Below are 4,929 nucleotides of genomic sequence, written 5' to 3' on the forward strand. Positions count from 1 at the left end.
CACCATGCTCATAAACATGCGCATCACACCAATCCGCCGCCAGAACCTAATGCCGGGGAGCTGAAAGACCCCGTCTGCGGCATGGTGGTCAAGGCAGACTCTTCCCATGTTTATCGATACGTCGATCATGATTACCGTTTCTGCAGCACCAAATGCCGCGACAAGTTCGTTGCCGACCCGGCGAAGTATGTGACGGACGCAATCCCCGCTGCACCGCAGGCTCACCCGGTACCGACCGGGACGATCTACACCTGCCCCATGCATCCGGAGATTCGCCAGGACCATCCGGGCTCTTGCCCGAAATGCGGGATGACGCTGGAGCCGGAATTACCTTCGGTAGAGGATGAAGAGGATCCTGAACTGAAAGATTTCACCCGCCGCTTCTGGTGGACGCTGCCGCTCTCCATCGTCGTCGTCATTCTGGCCATGTTCGGCCACCGCTATGGCTGGCTGGAGCCACAGACCCAATCTTGGGTCGAGCTCGTTCTCTCCCTGCCGGTCATCCTCTGGGCCGGCTGGCCTTTCTTCCATCGCGGCTGGCTGTCGGTGATGCTGCGCAGCCCAAACATGTGGACATTGATCGGTCTCGGCACCGGGGCTGCCTTTGTCTACAGCCTGGCGGCAACCTTGATCCCGGGTGCATTTCCCGAGTCGTTCTTTTCCATGGGGCGGATCGCGGTGTATTACGAGGCGGCGGATGTGATCATCTCGCTGACCCTGCTCGGACAGGTGCTCGAACTCAAGGCGCGTTCGCAGACTTCAGCGGCGATCAAGTCCTTGCTCGGCCTCTCGCCAAAGACTGCGCGGCGCATTGGCGCAGACGGCAGCGAGGAGGACGTACCGCTCACCCACGTGCATGTCGGTGACCTGCTCAGAATCCGTCCCGGCGAGAAAGTCCCGGTCGACGGCGTAGTCGTCGAGGGCGGCAGCGCGGTCGACGAATCCATGCTCACCGGCGAGCCTCTACCGGTAAGCAAGCGTGTCGGCGACAAGGTCATCGGCGCCACGATGAACACCAACGGTGCCTTGGTCATGCGTTCGGAGCGAGTCGGCTCGGAAACCATGCTGTCGCAGATCGTGCAGATGGTGATGCAGGCACAGCGTTCCAAGGCGCCGATGCAGCGCCTTGCCGACGTGGTAGCCGGTTATTTTGTTATCGTCGTCGTTGGCATCGCAGTGCTGACCTTTATCGGTTGGGGTGTATGGGGGCCTGAACCGAGCTGGGTGTTCGGGCTCATCAACGCAGTGGCTGTGCTGATCATCGCCTGCCCGTGCGCGCTGGGTTTGGCCACGCCGATGTCCATCATGGTGGCCACCGGACAAGGCGCCATGCGCGGTGTCTTGTTCCGCGACGCAGCGGCCATCGAAAATCTGCGCAAGGTCGACACCTTGATTGTGGACAAGACCGGCACGCTGACCGAAGGCAAGCCGCGCTTTGACCGGGCGATTCCGGCCGCTGGCTTTGATGCCAATGAGGTGCTGCGTCTGGCTGCCAGCCTCGATCAGGGCAGCGAACATCCGCTCGCCGATGCCATTGTGCAGGCGGCCAGGTCGCAAGGACTTGAGCTGGAGAAGGTCGAAGACTTTGAATCCTCCACCGGCATTGGTGTGCATGGCCGTGTGGCCGGGAAATCTCTGGCACTCGGCAATACCGTGCTGATGGAACAGGCCGGCGTGCAAGTGGCTCCCTTGGTGGCGGATGCCGAGCATCTGCGCAGCGAAGGTGCCAGCGTGATGTACCTCGGCGTCGACGGGAAGCTCGTCGGTCTGCTGGCCGTATCCGACCCGATCAAGTCGAGCACGCCGGAGGCACTTGCCACGTTGCGACAAGTCGGCATCCGTCTGGTCATGGCCACTGGCGATGGTCTGACCACGGCCAAGGCCGTGGGTGCGCGATTGGGCATTGATGAAGTGCATGGCGAGGTAAAGCCCGCCGACAAGCTTGTTTTGGTCGAGCAATTGCAAAAAGCCGGGGCCGTGGTTGCCATGGCCGGCGATGGCATCAACGATGCGCCCGCACTGGCTAGAGCCGATGTCGGTATTGCCATGGGCACAGGGACGGATGTCGCCATGAACAGCGCCCAGCTCACGCTCGTCAAGGGCGATCTGCGCGGCATTGCGCTTGCCCGCGCCTTGTCGCAAGCGACCGTGCGCAATATGCGCCAGAACCTGCTGTTCGCCTTCCTCTACAACGCACTCGGAATTCCGATTGCCGCCGGGATGTTGTACCCCGTGACAGGATGGCTGTTGTCGCCGTTGATTGCAGCACTGGCCATGAGCCTGAGTTCGGTTTCCGTTGTTGGCAATGCTTTGCGCCTGAAGTGGAAGCAATTTTGATGAAGCAAACAGATTGCTCTGGAGAGAAGCTGAGATGTTGTCGTTGAAGACCTTGCAAAGCCTGCTTTTGGGGCTGGCGATCAGCAGTGTCGCTCTGGCTCAGGAGTCGTCGCTGGGGCGGAATGTCGAAGGTTTGCTGGAATATGCCAAGACCCGGAACCCGGAATATGCCGCAATGCAGGCGGAAGCCGATGCGTCATTCGAACGCATCGGCCCAGCAGGTGCATTGCCCGACCCTCGTTTCAGAACCGAGCTGCGCGACATCACCAAAATGGGCGAACAGAACGCCACGCTGGCACCCAGCAAGGTCGGCAGCACCCGCTATCTGCTGATGCAGGATTTACCCTGGTTCGGCAAGCGCGATCTCAAACGCGAAATCGCCGAACTGGAGGCGGATGGCGCCAAGGGTCGAGTAATGGCGGCCTGGGCCGAGATTGCCGGGCAGATCAAGCTCAGTTTCGCGCAGCTGTATTACGCCCATCGGAATGAGCAACTGACCCGCGAAATTCTGGACTTGATGACCCGGCTGGAAAAGATCGCTCAGGTTCGCTATGCAGGCGGCCTCGCTGCGCAGCAAGACGTGATCCGCGCCCAGGTCGAACAGACCAATATGCGTAACGAACTGATTGCCGTCGAGGCCGAAAAAAACTATCTGCGGGCACGGCTGAATGCACTCTTGGCACGGCCCATCAACTCACCGCTGCTGGAACCGGCTCAGCTACGCAAGCTCCCCCAACCCGTTGCGCTTGAGCTTGCTGTGCTTGAAGACCGGGTGCGCGCTCGGAACCCTCAATTGTTCGCCGAGGAAGCCAAAATCAAGGCGGCCGAGAAGAACCGGGACCTGACCTACAAGAATCGCTATCCGGACGTCACGCTCGGAGTTTCACCCATCCAGTATCAGAGCTCGGTCAAGGAATGGGAACTGATGTTCGAGTTCAGTATTCCGTTGCAACAGGGCACGCGCCGCGCCCAGGAACGTGAATCGGAATCCATGTTGAGCGCTGCCAGGGCGCGCAAGGAGGCAACCGCCAACCAGATTCTGTCTCTGCTGGGCGAAAGCCTGGCCGGCATGGATGCCGCTCGCCGGACCGAGACGCTACTGACGAACAGCCTCTTGCCGCAGGCCGAGCTGACCTTTAAGGCCGCGCTGACCGGCTATGAGAACGGCAAGGTTGATTTCGCCACGCTGCTGGATGCACAGCGGCAGATACGTCAGGCACGACAAAACCAAATCAAGGCTCAGGTGGACGCGCAAGTGCGCCTAGCCGAAATTGAACGACTGTTAGGGGAAGAACTATGAATCGGGGTTCAGGATTGGCCGTTGGGGCCCTGGTTGCTGTGTTGGCGGCAGGTGGTGGATATTGGATCGGTCAGCGTGGGGCTTCTCATGACTCAGCAGGAGCGACCGTAGGAGGGGCTGAACGCAAGATTCTGTTCTACCGCAATCCAATGGGGCTGCCCGACACCTCAACAGTGCCAAAGAAAGACCCGATGGGCATGGACTACATTCCTGTCTATGAAGGGGAACAGGAAGCGGAACCCAGCAGCGCCAACCAGATCAGGATTAGTAGCGAGAAGGTCCAGAAACTTGGCGTGCGTACCGAACTCGCGCAATTGCAAACGCTCGACAAGCTTGTCCGCGCGGCCGGCCGAGTCGAACCGGATGAGCGTCGCCTTTATACGATTTCACCTAAGTTCGAGGGCTATGTCGAACGCCTGCATGTCAGCATAACCGGGCAGCCGGTTGGCAAGGGACAGCCGCTGTTCGAGGTGTACAGCCCGGAGCTGGTGTCTGCTCAGCGCGAATACGCCGTTGCGGCACAAGGCGTCGAGTCGCTCAAGGGCGCTGGTGACCAAGCCCAGGCAAGCATGCGTCAACTGGCTGATTCCAGCCTGCTGCGTTTGCGCAACTGGGATATTTCGGATGAGCAGATTAAGGCGCTGGCCAAGTCGGAGGAAGCCCGTCGGACATTGACCTTTCGCTCACCGGTTAGCGGCATCGTGATCGAGAAAAAAGCGGTGCAAGGCATGCGCTTCATGCCTGGAGAGGCGCTGTACCAAATTGCCGATCTTTCCTCGGTATGGGTGATTGCGGATGTCTTCGAGCAGGATATTGGTCTCGTCAAAACCGGTGCGAAAGCCCTGGTGCACATCAATGCCTACCCCGACAAACGCTTCGAAGGCACGATCAGCTACGTCTATCCTACGTTACAGGCTGACACGCGGACGGTTCAGGTACGGATCGAGCTTGCCAATCCGGGGCAATTGCTCAAGCCGGGCATGTATGCTCAGGTAGAGCTGCCCGTCGGTGGTCGCAGCAAGGTGGTCGTCATTCCGAATTCTGCCGTCATCGACAGCGGCACTCGGCGCATTGTGTTGGTGCAGGCCGGCGAAGGTCGCTTCGAGCCACGCGAGGTTCGGTTGGGGCAACGCAGCGATAATCAGGTGGAAGTGCTGGACGGCATCAAGGAAGGCGAAGCCGTTGTCGTTACCGCCAACTTTCTTATCGATGCAGAAAGCAATCTCAAGGCGGCTGTCGGCAGCTTTGGCCATGCCAGTCATGGTGCTGCGCCCCCAGCTTCCCAGGGAGAA

Annotated in this window: 3 protein-coding genes; all 3 read left to right on the forward strand. The window is 59.9% G+C overall.

Features of this window, described 5'->3' with window-relative positions:
- On the forward strand, positions 1 to 2,337 hold a 2,337-nt coding region (locus ACN4F8_RS14985), incomplete at its 5' end, for a heavy metal translocating P-type ATPase (protein ID WP_419474297.1).
- Positions 2,338 to 2,371: 34 nt separating this feature from the next.
- Positions 2,372 to 3,637, forward strand: a complete 1,266-nt coding sequence (locus tag ACN4F8_RS14990; protein WP_419474298.1) for a TolC family protein — start codon at positions 2,372 to 2,374, stop codon at positions 3,635 to 3,637.
- On the forward strand, positions 3,634 to 4,929 hold a 1,296-nt coding region (locus ACN4F8_RS14995), incomplete at its 3' end, for an efflux RND transporter periplasmic adaptor subunit (protein WP_419474299.1). The genes ACN4F8_RS14990 and ACN4F8_RS14995, both read left to right, overlap by 4 nt.

Source organism: Hydrogenophaga sp. (assembly GCF_048549895.1).
Lineage (GTDB): Bacteria > Pseudomonadota > Gammaproteobacteria > Burkholderiales > Burkholderiaceae_C > Hydrogenophaga.